Source organism: Koromonas soli, assembly GCF_059726265.1.
Genome location: NZ_AP040872.1, coordinates 3,368,372 through 3,392,806, shown reverse-complemented (window position 1 = coordinate 3,392,806; position 24,435 = coordinate 3,368,372). Strand labels below are relative to the sequence as shown.

General features: G+C 58.8%; 15 protein-coding genes. 5 read left to right on the top strand and 10 right to left on the bottom strand.

The features are described from left to right. Positions 1–459 precede the first annotated feature (459 nt). The 4 genes from AC6IY8_RS14670 to AC6IY8_RS14655 all read right to left on the bottom strand — a co-directional run bounded on the left by AC6IY8_RS14670 (position 460) and on the right by AC6IY8_RS14655 (position 5,574). Entirely contained in the window at positions 460–1,695 is a 1,236-nt protein-coding gene (locus AC6IY8_RS14670; protein ID WP_497775268.1) for an MFS transporter, read from the bottom strand. A 95-nt stretch (positions 1,696–1,790) separates the two neighbouring features. After that, a complete protein-coding gene (gene ilvN, locus AC6IY8_RS14665) occupies positions 1,791–2,396 on the bottom strand; it encodes an acetolactate synthase small subunit (RefSeq protein ID WP_497775267.1) in 606 nt (201 codons plus the stop codon). A 62-nt stretch (positions 2,397–2,458) separates the two neighbouring features. After that, on the bottom strand, positions 2,459–4,216 hold the full coding sequence (gene ilvB / locus AC6IY8_RS14660; RefSeq protein ID WP_497775266.1) for a biosynthetic-type acetolactate synthase large subunit: 1,758 nt from the start codon (positions 4,214–4,216) through the stop codon (positions 2,459–2,461). Positions 4,217–4,506: 290 nt separating this feature from the next. Beyond that, positions 4,507–5,574 carry a LacI family DNA-binding transcriptional regulator gene (locus AC6IY8_RS14655; protein ID WP_497775265.1) on the bottom strand — a complete coding sequence of 356 codons (1,068 nt, stop codon included), beginning with the start codon at positions 5,572–5,574 and terminating at the stop codon, positions 4,507–4,509. A 181-nt stretch (positions 5,575–5,755) separates the two neighbouring features. Here AC6IY8_RS14655 and AC6IY8_RS14650 point away from each other — a divergent pair, with 181 nt between their 5' ends. From AC6IY8_RS14650 to AC6IY8_RS14630, 5 genes are all read left to right on the top strand, one after another. Next, the gene (locus tag AC6IY8_RS14650) at positions 5,756–9,220 is read left to right on the top strand and encodes a carboxypeptidase-like regulatory domain-containing protein (RefSeq protein WP_497775264.1); all 3,465 of its coding nucleotides are present in this window, start codon (positions 5,756–5,758) and stop codon (positions 9,218–9,220) included. A gap of 142 nt (positions 9,221–9,362) precedes the next feature. After that, complete coding sequence (locus tag AC6IY8_RS14645; RefSeq protein ID WP_497775263.1) at positions 9,363–10,790, top strand: MFS transporter; 1,428 nt, start codon at positions 9,363–9,365, stop codon at positions 10,788–10,790. A 34-nt stretch (positions 10,791–10,824) separates the two neighbouring features. Beyond that, positions 10,825–11,847: a glycosyl hydrolase family 17 protein gene (locus tag AC6IY8_RS14640; RefSeq protein WP_497775262.1), complete on the top strand. Its 1,023-nt coding sequence runs from the start codon at positions 10,825–10,827 to the stop codon at positions 11,845–11,847. Continuing rightward, positions 11,844–15,317 (top strand): 1,3-beta-D-glucan phosphorylase, GH149 family, encoded by a 3,474-nt coding sequence (locus tag AC6IY8_RS14635; protein WP_497775261.1) that lies wholly within the window; start codon positions 11,844–11,846, stop codon positions 15,315–15,317. Before AC6IY8_RS14640 ends, AC6IY8_RS14635 begins: the two co-directional genes overlap by 4 nt. Before the next feature lie 42 nt (positions 15,318–15,359). Then, positions 15,360–16,256, top strand: coding sequence for a glycoside hydrolase family 16 protein (locus AC6IY8_RS14630; RefSeq protein WP_497775260.1), 897 nt, complete (start codon positions 15,360–15,362; stop codon positions 16,254–16,256). Positions 16,257–16,475: 219 nt separating this feature from the next. Here the strand turns inward: AC6IY8_RS14630 and AC6IY8_RS14625 are convergent, their stop codons facing one another. The 6 genes from AC6IY8_RS14625 to AC6IY8_RS14600 form a co-directional block, all read right to left on the bottom strand. After that, the gene (locus AC6IY8_RS14625; protein WP_497775259.1) at positions 16,476–19,187 is read right to left on the bottom strand and encodes a hypothetical protein; all 2,712 of its coding nucleotides are present in this window, start codon (positions 19,185–19,187) and stop codon (positions 16,476–16,478) included. Between the two features lie 15 nt (positions 19,188–19,202). Continuing rightward, on the bottom strand, positions 19,203–20,138 hold the full coding sequence (locus tag AC6IY8_RS14620; RefSeq protein ID WP_497775258.1) for a DmsE family decaheme c-type cytochrome: 936 nt from the start codon (positions 20,136–20,138) through the stop codon (positions 19,203–19,205). 194 nt (positions 20,139–20,332) lie between these two features. Beyond that, the gene (locus tag AC6IY8_RS14615) at positions 20,333–20,737 is read right to left on the bottom strand and encodes a hypothetical protein (protein WP_497775257.1); all 405 of its coding nucleotides are present in this window, start codon (positions 20,735–20,737) and stop codon (positions 20,333–20,335) included. A 38-nt stretch (positions 20,738–20,775) separates the two neighbouring features. Next, positions 20,776–21,519, bottom strand: a complete 744-nt coding sequence (locus AC6IY8_RS14610; protein WP_497775256.1) for a hypothetical protein — start codon at positions 21,517–21,519, stop codon at positions 20,776–20,778. A gap of 22 nt (positions 21,520–21,541) precedes the next feature. Beyond that, entirely contained in the window at positions 21,542–23,053 is a 1,512-nt protein-coding gene (locus AC6IY8_RS14605; RefSeq protein WP_497775255.1) for an efflux transporter outer membrane subunit, read from the bottom strand. Continuing rightward, on the bottom strand, positions 23,053–24,405 hold the full coding sequence (locus tag AC6IY8_RS14600) for an efflux RND transporter periplasmic adaptor subunit (protein WP_497775254.1): 1,353 nt from the start codon (positions 24,403–24,405) through the stop codon (positions 23,053–23,055). The genes AC6IY8_RS14605 and AC6IY8_RS14600 overlap by 1 nt, the downstream gene beginning before the upstream one ends. Between the last annotated feature and the right edge of the window lie 30 nt (positions 24,406–24,435).

Below are 24,435 nucleotides of genomic sequence, written 5' to 3'. Positions count from 1 at the left end.
AGCATATTACCGACGCTCCGAGCGCAATTGCTGCGGCGAAGCGGAAACGTATCCACACTGAAACGCCAGCAATTAGGAACAATAGAGGGCTGAAACTTACCAAATTGAGAAGAGGGCCAGTCAACCAACCGGTGTCCCCTCCGGTGTCCCACGAAAGAACGATGAAGATTGCCGCAAGGCAACATGCCGTGAAAGAAACGCGATGCAGTATTTGAATCACGTCATTCCTTTCGTGTGAACTTAGTGCCTAACGGATAGTTTGCCTATTGTATGACGTTGAGAGTAGCTAAACGCTTCCGAATGTCCAGGGTAAACGAAGAGCACGAAGATAGCTGCATAATACAGGACTAGTATCCACCTATCCCCAATCGGCCGTCTGCGTTGAGTAAAACCGGCGAAACGCGGGCGTCAAAGTTCCTCCGCTTCTCTCGGCAATAACCTGCGAGGGAGTTCCGCTCCCTACTTCTCTCCCACCGTAATTGCGATTGCCGCCAGTGCCGACCCCACTCCCATCGCGCCGAATCCGAAATACCATGCGTGCGCATTCTGGAATCCCCCATTGAGGTCCAGCGCCATCCCTGCCAGCAGCGGTCCCAGTCCCGCGCCACAGAAGCCGATCAGCGAGTACACCGCCAGCGTCGCTCCCTGGTCTTCCGGCCTCGAACACACCACTGTACCCGCCGTCAGCGCTCCGGAATCGGCGGCGATGGCCACGTTATAAGCGAGTAGCGCCGCCACCGTAAGCCATATTGAAAACCCCGTGCATGCCACTCCCACCAGGCACAGCGCGACGCTCGCCAGTTGATATCGCCGGATATTGCGATTCCGTGTCCGCGCATCCGCCGACTCCGCGCCAATAATGCTCGCCGGAACCCCGATCAGGATAATCAGCATCGACCATCGCGCCACCGCCACCCGTGCGTTCTCCCGCCCGAAGTGATGCCACGCGAACAGCAGGAAAGTCGGCAGCCACGCCCGGAATGCGAACAGTTCCCAGCAGTGCCCGCCATACGCGAGCACATACGCCATCGCCTGCCGGTTCTTCAACACCGGACGAAAATCCAGCGGATGCCTCTTCGAATTGTTCTCCAGTTTTTCCGGCTCGATCCCCCACGTCGCAATCGACACCAGCACCATTGCCACCAGCGGCCCTGCTGCCGTCGCCAGGTAAGCCGAGCGCCAGCCATGGTGCGCAGCCATAAACCCGCTCAGCATGTATGAAATGCTTGTGCCCACTGCGAAGGTCGTCGTGTAGTAGGGAACTGCCCGCACCCTCGTGCGCTCGCCCAGCCGCGTGGTAAGAATGCGCAGCCCCGGCATGTAGGTCGCGCCCACAGCCACACCCGCCAGCGCCTGAAACAGCAATGCGCTCCACAGCCCATCGGCGTAGCGTGAGAAACCCACGCCAGCCCCAGCTCCCATCAGGCAGCCGATCAGGTAGATTGTTCGAGGGTCAAAGCGATCGGTGAGAGCCACCAGCAGCGGAACCGCCACCGTGTAGCCAATGAAGTATGCGCTGCTGATCCATCCTGCGCGGGTCGAGTCCAGATGCCATAACCGCGCCAGTTCCGCCAGCGTCGAGGCGTAGGTTGCCGACCCCAGCATGCCGAAAATCTGGGCCAGCACCACACCGGGAATCAGCCGGACGGCCTTTCCGCGGCTCGTGTCCTTTGCGGCTTCCAATGCGCCGATCATTGCGGTCCCTCGCGCCAGTGAATGCGAGCGACAGCATACATGACTGGCGCGCTTCTCCGCAGCAGAAGAAGCGCCCCCATCGGAATTCTTCAGGATTACAGTGGATGGTTCGGGTCGCCGGGCACCAGCTCCAGGCTCGCCTCGCCCGTCGCCGTCACCGGAATGATCGGCTCATCCTCCGGGCTCGGTACGCGCATTGCATCGAGCACTCGCGAAGTGTGCTGGCCGCGTCGCATCACCATCCGGCCCGTGCGCGAAATTTCGAGGATCTGGTTATCGCCTTCCATCAGCACTTGGATCAGGCCTTCGATCTTCGACGAAACGCCCGTAATTTCCAGCATCAGCGACTCCGGCGCCAGATCGACGACCCGCGCCCGGAAGATCTCCGCCAGTTGGAAAATCGGTGCCCGCGTCTGCGGCGTCGCTGCCACCTTGATCAGTGCCAGCTCCCGCGTCACGCACGAGAACTGCCCGACATCGTCCACGTCGAGCACATTCTCCAGTTTGAACAGCGAAGCCTTAATGCGGTGACCCGCACCTGCCGCCGCTTCGGCCACAATCGTCATGCGCGACACATCCGATCGCTCCGAGTGGCCCACCGTCAGCGAGATGATGTTGATATTCAATCGGCGAAAGAGCGAGGCGACCCGGGTCAGCACGCCGGGCTTGTCTTCCACCAGTGCAACGAATGTGTGCAGCATAACCAGACCTTTCTCCAAGTCAGCGGGTTAGCAAAGTCGTTCAGTCCACAAACCGCGAGCCGTTATAGCTCCTCGGAAGTCTCCACCAGCGGATCGCGCCCGCTCGCCGGACGTCGGATCATCTCATCCAGTGCCGATCCGGGGGCGATCATCGGGTACACGGCGTCTTCTTTCTCAACCATGAAGTTGATCAGGAACGGCCCGCCTGATTTGCGAGCCTTTGCCACCGCCGGCAGCACATCCGCCCGCTTGTTCACCGACATTCCTTCAATGCCATGCGCCGCCGCCAGCTTCACAAAGTCCGGCGACAGAATCGGCGAGCACGCATAGTTGCGCTCATACATAAATTCCTGCCACTGGCGCACCATGCCGAGGAAGCCGTTGTTGATCACAGCAATATTGATGTCCAGCCGCTCCTGCACCAGCGTCGAGAGCTCGGCTGCCGTCATCTGGAAGCCGCCATCGCCCGCAATCACCCAAACTTCTTTGTCCGGGCACGCCATCTTCGCCCCGATCGCCGCGGGCAGAGCAAATCCCATTGTGCCCAGTCCTCCCGACGTAATCAGGGTTCGCGGCGCGTCGTGCTTGTAATATTGCGCCTCCCACATCTGGTGCTGGCCCACGTCGGTCACTACGATGGCCTTTCCATCCGTTGCGCGCCACAGGTCGTGGATCACGTGCGCCGCATACAGATGCCCCAAGTCCGGCAGATTCTTGATGTCGCGAACCGCGGCATCGCCCTTCAGCGCGCTTACCGCTTTCAGCCACGCCGCGTTCTGCCTCGGCGCAATATGCGGCAGCAGCGCCTCCAGAATCTCGCGCAGGTCCCCGATCAGCGGCACATCGACCTTTACGTTCTTGTTGATCTCCGAAGGATCGATCTCAATATGAATCTTCTTCGCATTCGGCGCATAGCTCGTAAGCACGCCCGTCACGCGATCATCGAAACGCATGCCGCAGGCAATCAACAAGTCCGACTGCTGAATCGCCTGATTCACCCAAGCCTCGCCATGCATTCCCATCATGCCCAGCGAAAGATCATGCGATGCCGGGAACGCCCCCAGCCCCAGCAGTGTCGAAGCCACCGGAATCTGCAACCGCTCCGCCAGCGTGCGCACCTGGTCCACCGCGTTCGATTTCAGAATGCCGTGTCCGGCGAGAATAATCGGGCGCTTCGCCCCCAGGATCAGCTTGATTGCCTCGTTGATCGCATCGTTCTCAGCTGAGAGCATCGGGTGCGGACGATGCGGTGTCGGCGCCGCGGCCGCAAAATCAAAATCCGCCGATCCCTGCTGCGCGTCTTTTGTAATGTCCACCAGCACCGGCCCCGGTCTTCCCGAGCTCGCAATCATGAATGCTTCGCGCAGCACTGGAGCGATATCCTGCGCGCGTGTCACCACGTAGTTGTGCTTCGTGATCGGCAGCGTAATGCCCGTGATATCGACTTCCTGGAAAGCGTCCGTGCCCAACAGCTTGCTCGAAATCTGCCCCGTAATGCAGACCAGCGGCACCGAATCCATCATCGCCGTCGCAATACCGGTGATCAGGTTTGTCGCGCCCGGCCCCGAGGTGGCAATCGCCACGCCGACCTTCCCCGAGGCGCGTGCATAACCATCGGCCATGTGGGCTGCGCCCTGCTCGTGCCGCACCAGCACATGCCGGATGGGGTATTTGCGCAACGCGTCGTAGATAGGAAGGATGGCTCCACCGGGATAGCCAAATACCTCGCGAACGCCCTCGCCCTCAAGTGTGGCCCATACAATCTCCGCACCCGTAAGGCGTGCAGGCTGGCTGGTTGTGGATGCAGGTTGTTCGCTCATCTATTTAGCTCCTTCCTTTTCCGTTTCCTCGCTGCTTCGGCTGGAAACTGTTTTTGTGTACGGCTGTGCCGGTACTTAGTTCAAATGTGACAAGTAGCCCCTCGGCTTCCGAAAATCGCTTCCGAGGATCGTTTTCCTTGTTATTTGTTCTTAGGTGGTCGGGGACGAAAACCCCGTCGGGTCCAGTGGCTGCTGGAAAATAATGGTAGCGCCTAGCCTATAGGGACAAGCGGTACTGGTCAACAGATTCTGCGCTGAATCCGCTTTTCGAATGCCGCTATAAGTCGTTCTTAATTCGAATGCTTCCGGGCCGCCTGTAGCATGGGCTTCGCCGGGGCCGTGGAGTGGCGAACGATCAGCTTCGGTGTAAAGACAATCTTCCTGTCCTGCGTCCCGTTCGTGATGGCCGAAATGATCTCTTTTGCCGCCGTCTCGCCCATCAGCCGCAGCGGCTGCTGCACCGTCGTCAGCGGCGGATAAGTAATCGAGGCTTCGATTACATCGTCGAATCCAACCACGGAAAGATCATCTGGAATGCTGATCCCCGCATCGCGCAACCGGTTGATCGCGCCAATTGCCGAGATGTCGTTGAACGCCATTAGCGCCGTGAACTTGTCGCGATGTGGCAGCAGTTCTTCGGCGCAGGCAATCCCCTCTTCCACCATCGGGCGCGCTCCGCCGCGTTTTAACTGCACCACCAGCGAAGGATCAATATGAATAGAAAGTTGGCGTGCCACCGCCTGTGTCGCCTTCCAGCGATCCGCCGTATCCGCGCTGCCTTCGTGTCCCTTGATGAAGGCGATCTTCCTGTGCCCCAGCTCCACCAGATGTTCAAGTGCCAGCCGAATGCCCTCATGGTTGTTGACCATCAGCGAAGTTCCCTTCAGCCCCGGATCGTGCCGCCCGATCCTTACCAGCGGCATGTTGATCTCTGGGAACGTATCGCTGTTAACCAGGATGATTCCTTCCACTCCGCGCTCCTGGAACAGCTCTGCCGTCCGCTGAATGCGCGATTCCGACCACTGGTGGCTGGCGATGAAGAAGTGATATTCGCTTTGCAGAAGGTATTGTTCGATTCCCGCCAGCAGGCTTGCGTCGTAGCCTTCCGCCAGGTCGGGCGACAGCACGCCGATCAGGTAGCTGCGACCTTGGCTGAGCGAGCGCGCCAGGAAGTTAGGGCGATACTCGTAATCCCGCGCGGCCTTCAGGATGCGCTCCCTTGTCTGGGGCGCAATCGTCTGTGCCATCGGTGAGTTGCTCAGCACAAACGAGATCGTCGTGCGTGAAAGTCCCAGCTGCTCTGCCAGAAATTTCAGTGTGACTTTCGGTTTCCCGTTGGCCTCGTTCGCTTTGGTCACCGGGATAGAGTAGCACGGTTTACTAAATCGGTTCAGATAATTGTTGACAAAACCAGCTGCTCTGGGTTCAAATCTCACCCGGCTTACTAAATCGGTTCAGATCGCAGATGTTCCCAAAGAGGTTCCCGGCGATCTGACCCTGTTGTTGTCTCTGCTGTAACTGGGAATAGGAGGAAGCACAATGAAGCGAAGAGTCCACGCTATCGCTTGTTTGTTGGTCGTGCTTTTGTTTGGAGGGTTGCTGTTCGCGCAATCCGACCTCGCGACCATCACAGGCACGGTGAAAGATTCGTCGACTGCTGTGTTGCCCGGAGTGCAGGTTCGGGTAACAAATGTGGGTACTAATGCAGTGTGGTCTGTCGTGACTGATAATCTCGGCAACTATCGCGTAGGCAGTCTGCCGGTTGGCAGCTACGCCATTAGCTACTCGAAAGATGGATTCAAGACCTTGGACCGCAAGGGCATCACGCTCCTCGTCGGTCAGGTCGCCGAGATCAACACTGCGCTGCAAATCGGCGCCAAGACCGAGGTGGTCGAGGTAACTGCCGCCGCTCCGGTTCTTCAGACTGAAACCGCCAACCTCACCACCAACCTCGACAACCAGGCCGTCAGCGAGCTGCCTTTGAACGTACTTGGCGGACGTTCGCTGTCGAGCTTCATCTTCGCCTATGTTCCGGGCGCAGAAGGTTCGGATTATTCTTCCCACATCAACGGCAGCCTTGCATTGAGCAAGGAAGTCATGATCGACGGCGTTTCCGCCGTCTCCCAGTTGGGTGGTTACATTTCTGAAACTCAGCCGCCGATGGAAGGTGTGCAGGAGTTCCAGGTTGAAACCGCAGGCATCAGCGCCGAAGCCGGACGCACCGGTGGTGGCGTGTTCCGTTATGAAATGAAGTCGGGCACCAACAACTGGCATGGAACCGCTTTCGGCTTCATGCACGACTCCGCTCTCAATGCTCTGAGCGCCAACTCCAAGCTCAGCGCCATCAATGATCCCACCAACGCCAAGGTGTACCTCAATAAGTCTCAGACCCTGTCTGACTGGGGCGTGAGCGGCGGCGGCGCGATCATCAAGAACAAGCTGTTCTTCTACACGGCGTTCGAGCGCTACATGCAGAGCAACTGGAGCCTCGGAGCTCCTGGTGCCAGCGTCCCGACCGACGCCATGATGGGCATGAACTCTGACGGCACGTTCGCGACCTATGCCGATCTGACGCCAGCTGCTCCCGGCGGCATCATCGATCCCAAGACCGGACAGCCTTTCCCCAACAATCAAATTCCGACTGCGCGATTCAGCCCCGTAACCAAGAAGATCCTGGGCATCTATCACCAGTACTACAAGCCGGAAACCAACCGCGCACAGAACAACGCCATGCCTGGCGCGACCGTGCCGTGGAACCACATCGACGAGACCAGCATCAAGCTGGACTACAACATCAGCGACAAGCACCGCATGAATGGTGCGTTCATCTACAACTTCTCCCCCCGCATCCTGGCCGACCAGGGTGGCATTTGGTCTCCCAACGCTCCCAGCGGTGGCCCCTTCGCCAACTCGTACGAGCACGACACCAAGTCGCCTTCGATCCGCCTGTCGGATTCCTACAACTTCAGCCCGAACGTGATCAACACGTTCCACTTCGCGTTGAACCGCTTCAAGAACCCGAGCGTTGCCAAGTCCCAGAGCGGTGACTGGAGCAACTACCTCGGCCTCGGATCGGGCATCGGCAACTTCCCGAAGATCAACTTCAACGGTGGCTGGTACGGCAACTGCTGCCTCGCAAACAACGGTTGGAACTTCGGCGGACTGGGCAGCCAGTTCAACGATTTCTATGCTGCCAACACCTTCATCTATAGCGACGAAGTCAGCATGGTGAAGGGCCGTCACACTCTGAAGTTCGGCGCCGAGTTCCGTGCGATGCAGTTCAACAGCCACGGTGACGAAGGCGTGTACAGCGCAACTTTCGATCCGCTCAGCACGGGCAACAGCTACAACAGCAACGGCAGCCCGTTCGCCAGCTTCCTGCTTGGCAACGCCAACTCCGGCAGCCTCAGCACGCGTGATTGGATCTACGGACGCCGCAAGACTTTCTCTCTATACGCGGCTGACAACATCAAGGTCACCCAGAAGCTGACCCTCAACCTCGACCTCCGTTGGGACTACAACAATCCCTACAAGGAAAAGTTCGGTCACTGGTCCAACTTCAACATCCTCGACAAGAACACGGTTACCGGCACGCAGGGTCAAATGGAATACCTGACCAGCGGCGGCCAGTCTTGGGAACAGAAGCAGGATTGGTACAACTTTGCCCCTCACGTCGGCGCTGCTTACCAGATTTCGCCGAAGACGGTCGTTCGTGGTACCTACTCCATCTTCTACGTGCCTCTCAACATGAACACCTGGGGCGCAGTCCCGTACAGCTTCAACCCGGGCTATCAGCCGGTTAACAACGCCGGTGCCTTCAACTGGGACAACGGATACGTTGGCACGGTGACTGGCAGCAAGACGCCCGACTTCTCGCAGTGGACGATGGTTTACACCGACCGCCGCGCACTCACACCGGGCAACACTCAGCAGTTCACGTTGGGCGTTCAGCAGGAACTCACGAAGGACACGAAGATCGACGTGAGCTACATTCAGAGCGCCAGCTATCACCTCCAGAGCGGCACGCTGCTCACCAACCAGCCGACCGTTGCCGACATGCAGAAATCGCTTCTGCCCGACGGCACGTTCAACGGCGTTTACAACTCGGCTAACTGGACTGACAGCTATCGCAACTCCAAGCAGCCTTACAATGCTTGCATCTATGGTGGCTGGTGCCCGAACTACCTCGGAATCCTGCCCTATCCGCAGGCTTCGGCGGCATACGGCCCGATGTTCTCCGTCGGCGCTCCGCTTGGCAACAGCACCTATAAGGCGTTGCAGACCAGCATCACCAAGCGCGCCTCGCACGGACTCACTCTCCAGGGCAGCTACGTTTACTCGAGAACTCGCGGCGACGTGAACACCTCGATGAACGAACTGTGGTGGGCTGGTGCCATCCAGAACATCTACGACCTGAAGACCGAGCGCAGGAACATCGCCGACTTCGACATGACCCACATCGTCAAGGGCTACGTGATCTATGACCTGCCCTTCGGCAAAGGCAAGCTGCTGGGCACCAACGCCGGCACCCTGCTCAACGATGTGATCGGCGGCTGGACCATGAACCTGGGCTATCACTACAACACTGGTTCGCCGGTTTCCATCCACTCCAAGAACAGCTACCCTGGGTTCAACGGTGTGTATGTCAACCTGGTTCCGGGTTGCAAGCTGACCAATGGCTCGCGCGAGATTGGTCAGAAGTACCTGAACACCACCTGCTTCCAGAACCCGGCGCCTGGTCAGTTGGGCACGGCTGGTAACTTCCTCGAAAACCTCCGTAACGCTGGTCTCGCTACCGAAGATATGTCGGTTAGCAAGGCTGTCGCGTTCGGCAGCAACGAGCAGTACAAGCTGAGCCTGCGGCTTGAATTCTTCAACGTATTCAATCGCCACCAGGACGGCGGCCCGGTCACGAACATGAACGACCCGAATTACGGCAAGATCCTCAACTACGGTGGACTTGGCGGACGCGTCGGACAGTTCGGAGCGCGCTTCACCTTCTAACAATCCAACCTCCCTCTGGGCAGTCGAAAGACTGCCCAGAGTTTTATCGCAACTAAGCCGCGTGAAAGTTGCGCGGTTCGGTTTTGCCTGCACTTGCGCCCACAGCCTGTACAGTCTGCACGGCAGACGAAGGTTAATAGGTATGACGATTACTAATAGCGACAAGCTCTCATTCGGTGAAAAGGTCGGCTACGGGCTGGGTGATACTGCCTCGAATTTCTACTGGCAGATGTTTCTCAATTTCCTGGCATTCTTTTATACAGACGTTTTCGGCATCACCGCCGCTGCCGCGGCAACCATGTTCCTCGTCGTTCGTATCCCCGACACTTTCATTGATCCGGTGATGGGCGTCATCGCCGACCGCACGCAGACTCGTTGGGGACACTATCGTCCCTACCTGCTCTGGGGATGCCTCCCCATGGCCATCATGGGCGTCGTCATGTTCACGACTCCCAACTTCGGGCCCAGCGGAAAACTCATCTACGCCTACGTTACCTACGGCCTCATCATGCTGGCCTACACCTTCATCAACATTCCCTACGGAGCGTTGATGGGTGTCATCTCGCCCAACTCACTCGAGCGCACCAGCGTTTCCAGCTATCGTTTCGTACTCGCCTACATCGGTCTGTTCATGGTGCAGGGCCTTACGATCCCCATGGTCAAGTTCTTCGGAAAGGGCAACGACCAAAAGGGATTCCAGTGGGCCATGGTGGTTTACGGTGTTCTCGCCATCTTCCTGTTCCTCTATACCTTCATCTCCACCCGTGAACGTGTACAGCCCGAGCAGCAGAAGACGACCGCCCTCCGCAGCGATCTGCGCGACCTGTTCCACAACGTTCCGTGGGTCATGGTCTGCTTCATCGGAATCTTCGCTGTCTTCTACATTTCCATCCGTATGGGCGCGATCCTCTACTACTTCAAGTATTGTGTCCTGCGTCCCGGCGAGTTTTACCACGTCAACTACAACCTCTTTGGCTATCACCTCAAGGCCGAGCTGGATTCCAGTTCACTTGCGTCGTGGTTCATGGCCTTCGGCACCGCAGGCGTCATCTTCGGAGCCTCCATGGCGCGCCCGCTATCCGAGTTACTCGGTGGCAAGCGTCGCGCTTACATGATTCTCATGAGCCTGGCCAGCATGCTGACGGTTCTCTTCTACTTCGTGCCGCTCAGCAACGTGCCGCTCATCTTCGTCACCCACATCGCCATCTCCACCTTGTTCGCTCCTACATCGCCGCTGCTCTGGGCGTTCTACGCGGACACTGCTGATTACTCCGAGTGGAAGAATGGCCGTCGCGCTACTGGCCTCGTCTTCTCCGCCGCATCGTTCTCGCAGAAGCTTGGCTGGGCTGTCGGAAGCTCTCTGTTCCTGTGGTTGATCGGTCTTGTCGGATTCCACGCTAACATCCAGCAGACCTATCACGTGCAGGTGGGCATTCGCTACATGATGAGCTTCTTCCCGGCCGTCGTCGGATTCCTCTCTGCCGCCGCGGTTCTGTTCTATGAACTCGACGACACCACGATGGTGAAGATCGAAAGTGATTTGAAGCAACGCAAGGCCTTGCAGTCTTAAAAAATCGGATTAGCTCAGGAAGACGGAGATCGCAATGAAGAAGATCTTTCGAGCGTGCATCGTACTGGCATTCTTATTCGTCGCAGCTCAGTTCAGCGCAGCACAACCGGCCCCCAAGGCCGCAACCCAGGTGGACCTCGTACGCCAGCAATGGAACGGCGAGGCCATCTGCTACTCCGGATACCGCACCGGCCAGCATCCGGACAAAAATCTCTTTCCCACTCAGCCGCAGGTGCTTGAGGACCTCACCATCCTCTCGCGCCACTGGAGTCTCGTCCGCCTCTACGGCTCCGACCAGCACAGTGCCGATGTCCTGCAGGTCATCCGCGAGCACCATCTTCCGCTCAAGGCCATGCTCGGCATCTGGCTCTCCGGCGCGCCCGGCCACGATCTCGAAAATGAGCGACAGATCGCCGGTGGCATCTACCTGGCCAACAAGTATCCCGAACTCATCGCCGCCGTCAGCGTAGGCAACGAAGCACTCGTCTCCTGGTCCGACCACAAGATGACCGAAGCTGCCATGATTGAGGCGGTCGAGCGCGTGCGTAAGGCCGTCAAGGCTCCCATCACGGTCGATGACGACTTCCTCTACTGGATCCAGCCCAACGCTGCCCTCGTCAATCACGTGGACTTCATCGCCCTGCACACTTATCCCGTCTGGGGCAAGCAGGACATCGATACCGGATTCTCCGGCACCGTTGCCAACTACGAGAAGGTTCACCAGGCGCACCCCGGCAAGACCATCGTCCTCGGCGAGATTGGCTGGCCAACCTACACGCAGGGCTCTCAGCACGTGCCTCGCGCTGGAGACGAGCGCAAGCAGAAGGTTTACTTCGACCAGATCACCGAATGGGCACGCAAGAACAACGTGACTGCCTTCCTCTTCGAAGCCTTCGACGAGCCGTGGAAAGGTGAAGGCACCGAGGGACACTGGGGCCTGTTCTCCGAAAGCCGCAAAGCCAAGCCCGCTGTCCTCGAACTCTATCCAGACTTAAAGCCGACCGGACCCACTTCGCCCTCCTACGACGGGGAGCCCAAGGCAAAGGTGGGACAATGAACGCCTCTGAATCCGTAACCAGCGCAGCGGCCCTCAGCCCTGCGCTTAAGCAAGCCGAAGGCGGCTTCGTCGATGTGCGTGGCGAGCGCTTCTATCGCATCACCAACTACGATGCCATGCCGCCGTTTTTCATGAGCATCGTCAGCCACTCGGATCACTACCTGTTCATCTCCAGCAACGGTGGCCTCACTGCCGGGCGCAAAGACCCCGACAACGCGCTCTTCCCGTATTACACCGACGACCGCATCCACGACGGCAGCGAATCCACCGGCAGCAAGACCGTTTTTCGCGTCTGCCGCAAGCCCAACGTGGTCCTCTGGGAACCGTTCAGCATTCGCACCCAGTCCGAATCCAGGCACTCATCTATCACTCGCAATCTTTACAAGAGTGTTTACGGCAACAAGATCATCTTCGAGGAAATTCACCACCACCTCGAGCTCTCGTTCGCCTACGAGTGGGCCATCAGTGATCGTTTCGGATTCGTCCGCACCGCTCGCCTCACCAATCTTCGCTCCTCGTCGCAGTCAATCGAACTCGTCGACGGCCTGCAAAACCTCATGCCCGCTGGCGTCACCCGTCGTTTCCAATTGGAATACAGCACGCTGGTCGATGGCTATAAGCGCAGCGAACTCGAGCCCGAGACCGGCCTGGCGATGTTCCAGTTGACCTCGGTCCCTGTTGATCGTCCCGAGCCAAGTGAATCTCTTCGCGCCAACGTCGTCTGGAGCATCGGCCTCGATTTCCCTGTTCGTCTTCTGAGCAGCGCCCAACTCGACGCATTCCGCACCGGCAGTGAAGTCACCGAAGAGATCGACATTCACGGTCAGCGCGGAGCCTACCTCGTCCACGCCTCCTTCGACCTTGCTCCGCAAGCCACCCGCGAGTGGATAATCGTTGCCGACGTCAACAAAGACTCCGCCGCCGTACGCGGCATCCTTCATCAGCTCAAGCACGCGGCCGATCTCGCCACCAGCATCGACGAAGACATCGAACTCGGCACCCAGAGCCTCGTGCGCCTCGTCGCCGCGGCCGATGGCCTCCAGCAGACCGGAGATGAAGCGAGCGCCTGGCATCATTTCGCCAGCACCCTGTTCAACATCATGCGCGGCGGCATTCCCGACGACAGCTACTCCATCTCTTGCGCCGACTTCACCAGGTTCGTCGCGGAAATCAACCGTCGCGTCGCCGCCAGCCACGCCCCGTTCCTGGCCTCGCTGCCCGAGCGCCTTTCTCACAGCGATCTCCTTGCGCGCGTGCGCCAGCAGAACGACTCTGATCTTGAGCGCATCACCTACGAGTACCTCCCGCTCACCTTCAGCCGCCGTCACGGCGATCCCAGCCGCCCGTGGAACATCTTCAACATCCGCGTAAAAGACGAGCGGGGCCGCAAGATCCTCGATTATCAGGGCAACTGGCGCGACATCTTCCAGAACTGGGAAGCGCTCAGCCATTCCTATCCCGGATTCGCCGTCAGCATGATTTTCAAGTTCCTCGATTCCTCTACGCCCGACGGCTACAACCCGTATCGCATCACCCGCGACGGTTACGACTGGGAAGTTCTCGATCCCCACGACGCATGGTCCTTCATCGGATACTGGGGCGATCACCAGGTCATCTATCTTCTCCGTCTGCTCGAGCAGGCCCAGCGTTACGAACCCGCGCGCCTCACCGAACTGCTGTCACGCGACGTCTTCTCCTACGCGAACGTTCCGTATCGCATCCTGCCCTACGCCGACCTGCTCAAGGATCCGCAGCGCACCATCGACTTCGACTTCGACGCGCACCGCCGCACCATGGAAAGTGCCTCTCAACTCGGAGCTGACGGCAAAGCCCTCGCGGATCCAAACGGCCGAATCGTCAAGTCGAACCTCGCCGAAAAGCTTCTGATCGTTCTCCTGACGAAGCTCTCCAACTTCGTCCCCAACGCCGGAATCTGGATGAACACCCAGCGCCCCGAGTGGAACGACGCCAACAACGCCCTCGTAGGCAATGGCGCGTCGATGGTCACGCTCTACTATCTGCGTCGTTTCCTCGTGTTCGCACGCGATCTGTTCACATCGAGCGGTGCTCCTCAGGTCACTCTTTCCTCCGAGGTCGCTGAATTCTTCACCGCCTTGCAGGCTGCCTTCGAACACCATCTCCCATCCAGCGCCTCCACAACCGACGCGGAACGCAAAGCGATCCTCGACCTGCTCGGCGAGGCAGCCTCGCACTATCGTCAGCAGATCTACGCCCAGGGCTTTGCCAAGGGCCAGAGCACACTCGATGTCGCACAGCTCACGCGCTTCTTCGACATCGCGCTCCAGCACATCGAAGCCTCGATTGCGACCAATCGCCGCAGCGACGGCCTCTATCACTCCTACAACCTCATCAAGATTCACCCCGCGAGCATCCACGTCCAGCACTTGCCACTGATGCTTGAGGGGCAGGTGGCCGCTCTCAGCTCCGGAGCCCTCACGCCGCGCCAGTCCATTCAACTTCTGGACGCCCTGCGCGAGAGCCCGCTCTATCGCGAGGACCAGAACAGCTACATCCTCTACCCCTACAAGGTGCTGCCTTCGTTCCTCGATAAGAACAATGTCAGCTCCGGCTCCGTCTCACGCTTGCCATTGCTCACCGCCATGATCCAGCGTGGCGACCACCGCATTGTCGTTCGCGATCTCGACGGAGGCATACACTTCAACGCGTCGCTGCATAACGCATCCCTGTTGCGCGACGTGCTGGCAAGCATTACCGAACCCGACCTCGCCGCGCTCGCCAGCCGTGAAGCCGACCAAATCTGCGAACTCTACGAAGAGGTTTTCCAGCATCGCTTCTTCACCGGGCGTTCCGGATCGTTCTACAAGTACGAAGGTATCGGCTGCATTTACTGGCACATGGTTTCCAAGCTCCTGCTCGCCGTCCGCGAGGTCCTCACGGAAGCCGTGCGCGAGGGTGCTCCCGAGCCGTTGCTCGCCCAACTGCGTGCCCATTACAACAGCGTTCGCGACGGGCTCGGCACTCACAAGACGCCAGCCAATTACGGTGCTGTTCCCACCGATCCCTACTCGCACACGCCCGGATTCGCCGGAGCGCAACAGCCCGGCATGACCGGACAGGTGAAAGAAGATTTCATCGCCCGTCTCGGTGAAATGGGTGTCGAGGTTTCGTCCGGAAAAGTTCATTTCCTCCGCGAACTCATCACCAGCGATGAATTCTTGGAAGACCCGACAACCTTCAACTTCTGGGATGTAAACGGCAAGCCACAGAGCCTCGACCTTGTGCCCGGATGCCTTGCCTTCACTCTGTGCCAGGTGCCCGTCGTCGCGCATCGCGTTGGTCCGCGGCAGGTCATCGTCACCCGCGCCGACGGCTCCACTCGAGCCTTCGCCGGAGACGCATTGGACGCAGATACCAGCAGAAGCATTTTCCAGCGCGACGGCCAGATCCAGCGCCTGGATGTTTTCTTCTCCACAGTTTCAGTTAACTAGTTCCGGGGGTGAGTAGCACCCCGTTTCAGAGGAGTTTTTGACGTGAGCTCAAATCGCAATCATCGCCTCGCCACAAGACTCGGTCTTGTCCTCTCTTTCCTAGGCGCTCTCCTGCTGCTCACCTCCTGCGGAGGAGGCGGCGGATCCACATCCAGCAACAACAACCAGAACAACAGTGGCAGCACTTATAACTGGAACGGAACCTGGACCCAGGTGTGGGCCGACGATTTCAACGGAGCCGATGGTTCCGCGCCCGATCCCGCCAAGTGGACCTACGATCTCGGTGCTGGTGGTTGGGGCAACTCCGAACTTGAGACCTACACCAACGCCACAGCCAACGTGCACGTCGCGGGCGGCAATCTCGTCATCACGGCCATCAAGAACACCGACGCCAACACCGGTGCCGTCTCCTACACTTCGGCGCGTCTCAAAACCCAGGGCTTGTTCTCGCAGCAGTACGGGCGTTTTGAAGCCCGCATCAAGATTCCTGCCGGACAGGGCATGTGGCCCGCCTTCTGGATGCTGGGCAACAACATCACCTCGGCCGGATGGCCAAGCTGTGGCGAAACCGATATCATGGAGAACATCGGCAAGACTCCGGCCACCGTGTACGGCACGCTGCACGGCCCCATCGGCTCCGGAGCCACACAACTGGGCGGCAGCTACAGCATTCCCACCGGCAATCTCAGCGATGACTTCCACGTCTATGCCGTTGAGTGGGAGCCCCAGGTGGTCCGTTTCTACATCGATGGCAACAACTACGAAACCATCCATAGCACGGACTTCACCTCCAGCTCTTCGTGGGTCTTCGATCAGCAGCCCATGTTCATGATTCTCAACCTCGCTGTCGGCGGTCAGTGGCCCGGAAACCCCGACTCCACCACTCAGTTCCCGCAGCAGATGCTTGTGGACTACGTTCACGTCTTTAAGCGCCAGTAGCTTTCTCGTCGCCACACGCAAAAACGCCCCGAGCTTCTCGGGGCGTTTCGCTTTTTTGTGGGTGGGGTCGTTGCCTTGCCATTGCCATTGCCTTGCTTTTGCTTTGTCTTTGCTTTTGCCGTTGCCTTTGCTTTTGCCTTTGCTTTTGCTCTTAAGGTGTCATCCCGAGCGCAGCGAGGGACCCCTACCCCACCTCCGCCCCTTCAGGTCCACCCCATCTTAGAACGCGTACTTCAGCGACAACGTTCCCATGTTCGCCCGGAAGTTGCGTGGAACTGCCACAAACCGGACTGCCGGTATGTTGCCTTCTTTTTCGTTGTAGTCGTAGTAGCCGTAGTAGCCCTTGAGCATCACTCCCTTGGCCACCTCAATCCCGAAGCCCGCATTCAGCACATGCCAGTTAAAAACCTGTGGGCCGAGTGGCTGATTGGGGAACGGCCCGAGGAACGGAATCGTGCCCGCGCTCGTTGTCGCGCCCGTCACCACGGTTCCAGGATTGCCGGGAATTCCAGGCGAGTTGCCGAACGCGTCGCCCAGCACTTGCAGCGGCTGATTGTTGTCTCCCCGCAGCCACTTGTCGCTTCCGGTTGTGCTCGTCAGGTCATACGCCAAATGCAGGGTCACCCGATGTACTGGGCGGAAGCGCAACATCGCGTACCCCGTATGCGTGTTTTCCTGATAGAGCTGGTTCAGCGGAACCGTGAATTGGTTCGCCGTGATGTTCATCTGTACCGGGTCCGACGGCTGGTTCGTCGTCACCGGACACACCGTTGGAGCCCCACCGGCTACAATCGTCGGCGAAGAAAGCACCATACAGGCCGGTATCGTGAACTTCTGGTCCATGTAGGTCCAGCCCACATCGATACCGACGCGTTCGGTTGGTTGCAGGCTTGCTCCAAACGTGTAGTAGCGGTTGTGGCTCAGCGTCCCATACGTTGGCGCGTACGCGGCAGGGAACAGGTTCACGCCGAGTCCGCCAAAGTCTTGCGCCCAGCGATTACGTGTCTCAATGAAGTGCACACCGGCGTTGATGCTTGACCAGCGGTTCAGCTTGTACACCGTGTTTGCTCGCACGCGCTGCTCATGCCGCGGAGAGATTTCGGTGTACGCGTTATCGGCGCTCATCAGTTCGGCGTCGATGTTGATGCGCCAAGCGTTCGTCGGCCGCACCACCAGCCCAAACAGCGCTGTGTGCTGATTCAGTCGATCGGTCGAGAGCGGAATATCCAGCGGTTCTCCCACTACAGCCGGTCCCAGTGCGCCTGCCACAATCGCCGTGGTCGTGCCTGCCTCGGAATAGCTGCTCCTCAGCTCGCGCCTGCCGTAGCGATATCCCACGTATGCGCCAAATGCGCGACTCGGGTTGAAGTGCAGCAGTGCCGTGTTGAAATACGAGCGCTCGCCCAGCAACGCGGTGTAGGTCGTAGCCGAGCTCGCGGTTCCCGACGGTGCGAATCCCGATGTCACCACGCCCGGAATCAGGCATGGCGCTCCGGTCCCCGTGCCCAGATTTGCGCCCGTTGCTCGGTTCGAGTAGCAGCTCGCAACCAGCTCGTCAAAAGCTCCCGGATTGCGCCAGTAGAAGTAGCGGAACTTGTCCGAGAAGCTCCAGCTTCGGTTCATGTGATACGTCAGCCCAAGATCGGCATTCGACGAAATGCGATTCGTATTCGCCGGACCTACCGTGGTGAAGAGCGTGTTGTTTGTGCGTGCCACCAGGCCGAAGAATGCCTCGTTCAGGTTCGACATCTTCGAGTTTCCCGAGCTGTAGGTGCCGCTTCCCGTCACATCCAGCTTGCGGAAGTAGTTCGAGTGAAACGACAGCTGCGATGTCGGAATGAACGTGCGGATGTTGTACTGCCGCCGATACGCAAATACGCCCGTATTGCACAGCGGATTCAGCACTCCTGGCGCAATGATGTACGGTTGCGGACGTCCTGCCACCGCCACCGAACACGGCGGGTAGTAAACCGGGGTGTACACCGTTGGCCCGCCTGCTCCCAGCGTAAACGGGTTCACGCTGCTGTTGACGAAGCTTGTATCGACCCTGTCATGCTCAAAGAACTGGTCGAAGCTCACCGTCGTCCGAGGCAGCACATGCACATCAATTCCGACACTCCAGCGATCCGACCGCCACTTGCTCGGCTCTGTCAGGCCGACATCCACATCCTCGAGCGTCGAATTCACCGTTCCCTTGTCATCATTGCGCGAAAACCCCAGGCGCACACTCACCGCCGACTGCGGCAGCAGTGTCAGCTTAAAGTCGCCCATGTTGCGCGTTGTTGACTGCAGATGCGGGCTGTTGGTGAAGAAAAAGCTTGTCTGCGGATTGAATGCTGCCGTACACGGATTCACTGCCCTGGCCGTCACGGTCGAGCAGTTCGTAATCCCTATGTTCAGCGTCTCCGGATTCGCAAACAGGTTGTAGTTGAAGTAGTTCTGGTCGCGGCGGTAGAGCAGCACCAGGTCATACCACTTGCTCTTCTCCACGCGCAGTCGAGCCACGTTGTCCGGGTCGCCGCCAAACCCAAAGCTGTTCAAATACAGACGGTCGAACGGGTTGCCGCTCGTCGATGTCATCGGACGAATCGTCAGCTCCTGTTCCAACAGTCGCGGGCCGCTGTGCAGGTTCACCAGCGTGTTGTACATCTGCGGATTGCCGTTCGTGTCCGTAATGCGTCCGCCGAACTCGACCGACTGCTGCACCGTGTAGTTGCCGATAATCCGCCCGATCGAGCCACGATCTTCAAGCTGTGCGTCCTGTTGCGGAGCCGCCATCTGGCTTGCCAGTTGGGCGCTAGCCAGCGTCGGTGCCAGCAGCACCACCGCCGATACCGCCACCAGCCAGCGATTCTTTTCATGCGCTGTTTCCAGCGGACTTCTTCCCGTATGGAGAAGCCGCGGCGAGAGTTGTTTTACGGATTTCTTCATCGCTTTTCTCCTCCTTTACTTGAAGAAGACGTCGCTCAGGTTCGAGCCGTGAATCTGAGAGTGACAGTCGATGCACTGTTGAATTCTCGTGTTCTGCGAGTGTCCAATCGCCGACGTTGCGGCATGGCACTGCAGGCACAGCGAATTGATTCGTGCGGTTGAAAGCATGCGTGGGTTGGTCGAACCATGCGGGAAGTGGCAGGAAGAGCACCCTTCCACCTTTACCGGTTCGTGTTCAAACACATAAGGGCCGCGCTTATCGCTGTGGCATTTGAAGCAGATCGCGTCCTGGTCGGCTGTCGCTCGCAGTTGTCGTCCGCGCACTGTTCCGTGCGCGTTGTGGCAATCCGAGCACGCAATCAGTCCTTCTTCCACGCGATGGTGGAAAGGCTTTTGGAAGTCGGCTCGCTGCTCCGCGTGACACGAGAAGCACAGCGGCGTCTGGTTCTGCACCAGCAGATATTCGAGCTTCGAGTGGTGCACCGAGTGGCACGATATACAGCTCACGCCGCTCTCATTGTGTGTCGAGCGCAGGAAGTCGCGCTGTTCGGGATTCGATTCGTGGCAGCTCAGGCAGCGTCGGCTGACATCTTCGCCGCGCGCCTCCGTGAAGCGGAAGATTTTCGATTTATCGCCGCCTCCCTCCACGTGTGCCGACCCCGGTCCGTGGCACGATTCGCAGCCATGCGCCGCCTCGCCGCGGATCTTCGGCATATTCGTCTTATAGTGCGGGCTTGTTTCGATATTTTTGAATTGATCTTCGTGACACCCCTTGCAGGTGTCCGAGCCAACGTAGTCTGCTTTGTAGGTGGGTGTCGGCACGTTGCTCCCAACCACGTGCTGCGGAGCGCCGGCGTTTTGGGCTAAGGTGAACAATGCCGTTCCGAACAGGAAGGCAACAGGTAAGACTAGGCGACCGGAATTCAGCTTACCTCGCGGAGGCTCTGTCATTCGCGACTCCTTCGCGAAAGACCACAGGGCCTTTCGCAGACAGGCGAATCATCAAAGAGTTGTTTCGACTAGTTGCGGGCCCGAGAGAATTTCAGACTCTCAAATCATTTCGGGATGAGATTTGGTCTTTGCAGGTGCAGGTTGCCAAAGAATTGCGAGGAAAGAGAAAGATTAGCTCTGGAAGGTGGATCTGCCTAGAACGATTCGAGCAACGTGCTCTGCAAATTTGGAGATGCAAAACTGCATATGCGGCTCGCTCTCCGCGCCACTCCTTCGTACAGCCCTTTTACTTCGCGAAGCTCATCAAGCGAACTCTTTGCAAAGAGCCACCGCTGCCGGAACATCATGCGCGAGATCATTCCATTCATTGCCAGGCACTCCCGACGTACTTCCTCAAGCATCCGGGTATATTCGGCAGATACCTCTTCGCCTTGTTTTTCCGAATGAATGGTGAACGAGAGTACGGCAGAGACGTTGTTTTTCATCGCGCGCAGACCATCAAGCGTCATTTCTTCGCCCAACTCTGCCTTGCCTATCGGATGCAATGCTGCGATCAGTTCCTCGATCGATCGCACCTCGATATTTCGCGCGTTAATCATCTGCTGCTATGCCCCATTGAAGCGATCGACTATTCAGATCAGGAATCCAGCCTCTTATTGTCGGGATTAAGCGCCTCCCGAAAGCTTCGCATCTGCGCCAGCGACAGCCTTTGAGCCGCAGGCCCGACTCTCACAAGATACGCCATCCAGACGATCAACGCGATTCCATACGCAGACATATTGAACTCGTCCAGCGTGTCGATCCAATGCATTCCATAGGACGTTGTGAGTAGAATCCAGGCTATCAGGTCAACACCCAAATACGTCAGAAAGCCTGCTCCTATCCCATACGTCTCCGGATGCCAAGGAATTCCGAAGTAGCTCGATGTCAGAACCGTCAGGCCAAATACTCCGCAGAACAGTATCGAGGCCGAGCGCATCGCGATGAAAAGAAGTTTCAGCAAAGGCCCGCCATTGCCGCCCGGCATTGCCAGTGTTGAGCCGACACTGACCGCGACAATCAGCAGCAGTGCCAGCCCCAGCCACTGCCGCGTCACTCGTGGCAGAGTGGAATAAGGACGAAAGACTGCGGCAAAAATCTCCGCAAAGACCCCCAGTTGCAGCAGATCCGCCACTACGTGCAGCGCCGTATAGACCTTGAAATACAAGTTTCCATTGGAAAGCCCCACCCACATCAGCAGGCTGGTTTTCACGCAGCAGAAAGCGATGAAGGTGGAGAACGCGGGGTGGCGACGCCATGTTCGCCGCCACAGGATCACGCCCAGTAGGCACCATTGCAGTACCGCGGTAGTTGTCCAGATCAATGACAGCAGACGTGGCATCCATTCCCTCGATTCGTTCTACTTAGGGCTGTATAATCTGTCCTGCCTGCGGATGTACCACCTGCTGATTCAGCTCACTTGCATCCCAACCGCCGCCCAACGCCTTCACCAGGAACACAGAATTTACCATACGCTGCCCGAGCAACTGTGTCGCCAGCCTCTGGTTCGTCAGCAGAGTGCTCTGTGCCGTAATAACGTCGAGATACGTGGTCACGCCGCCGACATAGCGATTGTTGGCAATCGCCAGTTGCTTGCGGGCGTCTTCCACTGCCGCCGCCTGCGTATTCGCCGCCTGCGCCAGCGTTTGCAGGTTGCTGATGCTGTCTTCTACCTGTTGGAAAGCCTGCAGCACCGATTGCCGATAGTTCGCTACCGAAGCCTCATATGCCGAGCGTGTCGCTGCCAGGTTGGCGCGGTTGCGTCCCCCTTGGAAAATCGGTTCCAGCGCGTCAGCCCCCAGTGACCAGAAGAAACTCGGGGCATTGACGAGCGTTGTGATGTCACGGCTCTGCAATCCTCCAGAGCCACCCAGCGTGATGTGCGGATAGAACGCAGTCTTTGCAATGCCGACCTGCGCGTTTTCATACGCAATCTGCCGTTCCAGCGAAGCGATATCCGGACGCCGCTCCAGCACGTCCGAAGGAACCCCAAGTGGCAGCGGCGGAGGCGTTGTATTCAGTGGAGCCGCCGCGATCGTAAAGCTCGAGGCCGGCTCGCCCACCAGCACCGCTATGGCATGTTCGTACTGCGCGCGTGACTGCTTCACCAGCGCCACCTGCGTCAGTGTCGCATCCAGCAAAGCCGCCTGCTGCGCCACTTCCAGCCCGCTTGCCACTCCGCCATTGTGGCGGTTGTTCACCAGTTCCAGGCCCCTGCGCTCGTAGCCAACCGACTCCTCCACTACCATCAACTCGGAGTCCAGTTCGCGCAGTGTGAAGTAGTCTGCCGCCAGCTCTGCCGTCAGCACCAGTTGCGAGTTCTGCAAGTCGGCGGCTGTCGATTGCAGCGTCGCGTTCGCGGCTTCCACATTGCGCCGCACGCGTCCGAAGAGATCGACCTCGTAGTTGATCTGGAACGGCACCGTGAACACGTTCTGCGTGTATGGAGCGGACGAGAACAGCGCCGGGTTCGCTCCATTCAGCGCGCGATTCCCCGACCCACGCTGTCTTACTGCCCCGGGATCGGTCGAGAGCTGCGGAAACAGCCCCGCCGTCGCCGCCCGAGCCAGCGAGCGCGATTGTTCCAGCCTGTTGCGCGCCACTTCGAGCGACTGGTTGGCCTTCAGCAACTGCTGCTCATAGGCGTCCAGTTGCGGGTCGTGAAACACCTGCCACCACGCGCCCTTGGGAATCGCGTCTTTCGGTGCCGCCTGTTCCCACGGTGCAACGGTCTTCCATGCATTCGGCACCGTGGTCGTCGGAACCGTTGCCGCGGGCCGCTGATAACGCGGTCCCACCGAACATCCTGCCGCCAGTCCCAGCATCGCCAGTGCGGCAGAGTAGATTGCCTGTTTCGCTCTCCGTCCCCCGCGCATTACGATGCGCTTCCTTTCTGAGTTCCAGCGGGCTGCGGCTGTTGCGGCCCTCCTGCTGGAGCAGGTTGCGAAACATTCACCGGCTGGCCGTCCTCAAGCGAGTCCGGAGGATTGATGATGATCTGCTCGTTCGCCTCCAGCCCGCTCAACACTTCGAGCGTCGCACCGTAATCGCGACCAATGTTCAATCGGCGCAAATGCACCTTGTTGTCCGCTCCCACCACAGCCACCTGAGGCCCCTCGGCGCGGAACAGCATCGAGTTCACAGGCACCGTAAGCTTTTGCACGTTCGCGCCTACGGCAAAATGCACCTGCCCAAACGATCCCGGCAGCAGCTTTGCGTCCTTGTTCTCCACGTCCACTTCCGCCAGCAACGTGCGTGTCGCCGGATCGATTGCCTCCGCCGTGCGTGCCACCGTTCCCGTGAACTTCACTCCCGGAAACTCCTGCAACGTGACCGCAACCTTCGATCCCACCTTGATGTAAGGCGCATACGCCTGCGGAACGCTGGTAAACACGCGCAGCGTATCCACCTGGGCCAGGTCAAACATTTCGCGCCCGCCCGCTCCTGCATTAATCAACGCGCCGGGATCCACGTTGCGCCGCGTCAGCACTCCCGAAAACGGTGCATACACATTCTTGAATGACTCAAGCTGTTCCAGCCTGCGCACATTCGCGTCTGCCGCCGCCAGGTTGGCCTTGCTCTGCTGATATCCGCTCGCCTGCTGATCGGCTTCCTGCGCGGAAACCGAGTCCGTCTTGCGCAGATTTTCCCAGCGGTCGGCGCTGATCTTCGCCAACTGCATCTGCGAAAGAATCTGCTGCCGTGCCGCCCGAACCTGGTTCAACTCCTGATCCACTTCCGGAGTCTCGATCTGTGCCAGCAACTCGCCTTTCTTCACGCGGCTGCCAATGTCCTTGTACCAGCGCAGCAGATAGCCGTTCGTACGTGCATAGATTGGCGATTCCTTGAAGGCCTGCAGCGAGCCCGGCAGCACCAGTTCTTCCTCTGGCTTCTCCGGCACCGGATGCACCACGGCCACCACCGGCACCGCGCTTTTCTCCGTCTCTTTGGCCAGCGCGTTTTCGTGGCTCGTCCTTGCGATCAGCGTCAGTCCGCCCGCGATCAACAACAGCAGCACCACACTTGCCAGGAACATCAGCGCGCGCCGCGGCGGTGCCGGAGGAACATCCGGCGGACGCTCCACGTGCGGAGGTTGATGTTTCGAGTGCTGTTGCAGTTCCTCGATTTCCTGGTCCCGCTCCGCTTGCGTCTGCACGTGGTGTTGCTCGGTGCCATGCGCCTGCTGGTCTTGCGGCAGAGTGTGCTTCAAGTCGTTCTCAGTACTCATGCTTTGACTCCGATGTAAAAACCTAAATCC

Excerpts from the sequence above, each read along its gene's own strand:
- AC6IY8_RS14670 (WP_497775268.1), bottom strand. The coding sequence starts at position 1,695 with ATGATCGGCGCATTGGAAGCCGCAAAGGACACGAGCCGCGGAAAGGCC.
- ilvN (WP_497775267.1), bottom strand. The coding sequence starts at position 2,396 with ATGCTGCACACATTCGTTGCACTGGTGGAAGACAAGCCCGGCGTGCTG.
- ilvB (WP_497775266.1), bottom strand. The coding sequence starts at position 4,216 with ATGAGCGAACAACCTGCATCCACAACCAGCCAGCCTGCACGCCTTACG.
- AC6IY8_RS14650 (WP_497775264.1), top strand. The coding sequence starts at position 5,756 with ATGAAGCGAAGAGTCCACGCTATCGCTTGTTTGTTGGTCGTGCTTTTG.
- AC6IY8_RS14645 (WP_497775263.1), top strand. The coding sequence starts at position 9,363 with ATGACGATTACTAATAGCGACAAGCTCTCATTCGGTGAAAAGGTCGGC.
- AC6IY8_RS14640 (WP_497775262.1), top strand. The coding sequence starts at position 10,825 with ATGAAGAAGATCTTTCGAGCGTGCATCGTACTGGCATTCTTATTCGTC.
- AC6IY8_RS14635 (WP_497775261.1), top strand. The coding sequence starts at position 11,844 with ATGAACGCCTCTGAATCCGTAACCAGCGCAGCGGCCCTCAGCCCTGCG.
- AC6IY8_RS14625 (WP_497775259.1), bottom strand. The coding sequence starts at position 19,187 with ATGAAGAAATCCGTAAAACAACTCTCGCCGCGGCTTCTCCATACGGGA.
- AC6IY8_RS14620 (WP_497775258.1), bottom strand. The coding sequence starts at position 20,138 with ATGACAGAGCCTCCGCGAGGTAAGCTGAATTCCGGTCGCCTAGTCTTA.
- AC6IY8_RS14615 (WP_497775257.1), bottom strand. The coding sequence starts at position 20,737 with ATGATTAACGCGCGAAATATCGAGGTGCGATCGATCGAGGAACTGATC.
- AC6IY8_RS14610 (WP_497775256.1), bottom strand. The coding sequence starts at position 21,519 with ATGCCACGTCTGCTGTCATTGATCTGGACAACTACCGCGGTACTGCAA.
- AC6IY8_RS14605 (WP_497775255.1), bottom strand. The coding sequence starts at position 23,053 with ATGCGCGGGGGACGGAGAGCGAAACAGGCAATCTACTCTGCCGCACTG.
- AC6IY8_RS14600 (WP_497775254.1), bottom strand. The coding sequence starts at position 24,405 with ATGAGTACTGAGAACGACTTGAAGCACACTCTGCCGCAAGACCAGCAG.